The sequence below is a fragment of the Phytoactinopolyspora endophytica genome (assembly GCF_004138495.1).
GTDB lineage: Bacteria > Actinomycetota > Actinomycetes > Jiangellales > Jiangellaceae > Phytoactinopolyspora > Phytoactinopolyspora endophytica.
In genome coordinates this window covers 159,474-160,132 of the sequence record NZ_ML142863.1, presented here as the reverse complement: position 1 = coordinate 160,132, position 659 = coordinate 159,474, and the positions used below count along the sequence as shown (strand labels likewise).

Genomic DNA, 659 nt, shown 5'->3' with positions numbered 1-659 from the left:
GCGGAGGCGTTGTTCGCCGACCTGCACCCGGATCTGCACTGGCGCGACGGCCGGCTGATGCTGGAGGGTGCGCGCTGGAGCGCCGACCGCGCCGTGAACCGCGGCCCGGGCGGACTGGTCCTCATGCCCGTGGTCCTCGGCTCGTCCTACGTGCTGATCAAGAAGAGCACCTCCACGCAGACCACGCTCCGGTACCCGGCACGTGGCGTCGGCGCACTGTGGACCGCTGGGACTCGGCCGCCCGCCGGAGCCACCGTCCGGCTGCTCGGCCGAGCCCGGGCCGAGCTGCTTGAAGCGCTCCGCTCCCCGGCGACGCCGACCGATCTGGCGCGTGCGCTGGGCATCACGCCGAGTGCAGTGTCGCAACACCTCCGCGTGCTGCGGGAGAACGGGTTGGTCGCGGGCGAACGTTCCGGACGCACCGTGATGTACAGGACGACGACGCTCGGAGAGACCGTGGCGGATACCGCCGGCTAGGAAGCGGCCGCCGCCGTTGATCATGTGCCGTTTGTGGCCCCTTATGAGGGCCACAAACGGCACATGATCATGATCGCGCTCTCAAGAACAGTAGTGGCAGTCACACGTATCGGCGCATCAGGACACTGTTGTCTCCGACGATCTTCACGGGCTCGAACCCGGCTCGTTCGAATCGGTCGACC

Annotated in this window: 1 protein-coding gene; it reads left to right on the top strand. The window is 68.4% G+C overall.

Annotation, left to right across the window (positions count from 1 at the left end; translation table 11 throughout):
* On the top strand, positions 1-477 hold a 477-nt coding region (locus ELR45_RS38980), incomplete at its 5' end, for an ArsR/SmtB family transcription factor (protein WP_240760120.1).
* Between the last annotated feature and the right edge of the window lie 182 nt (positions 478-659).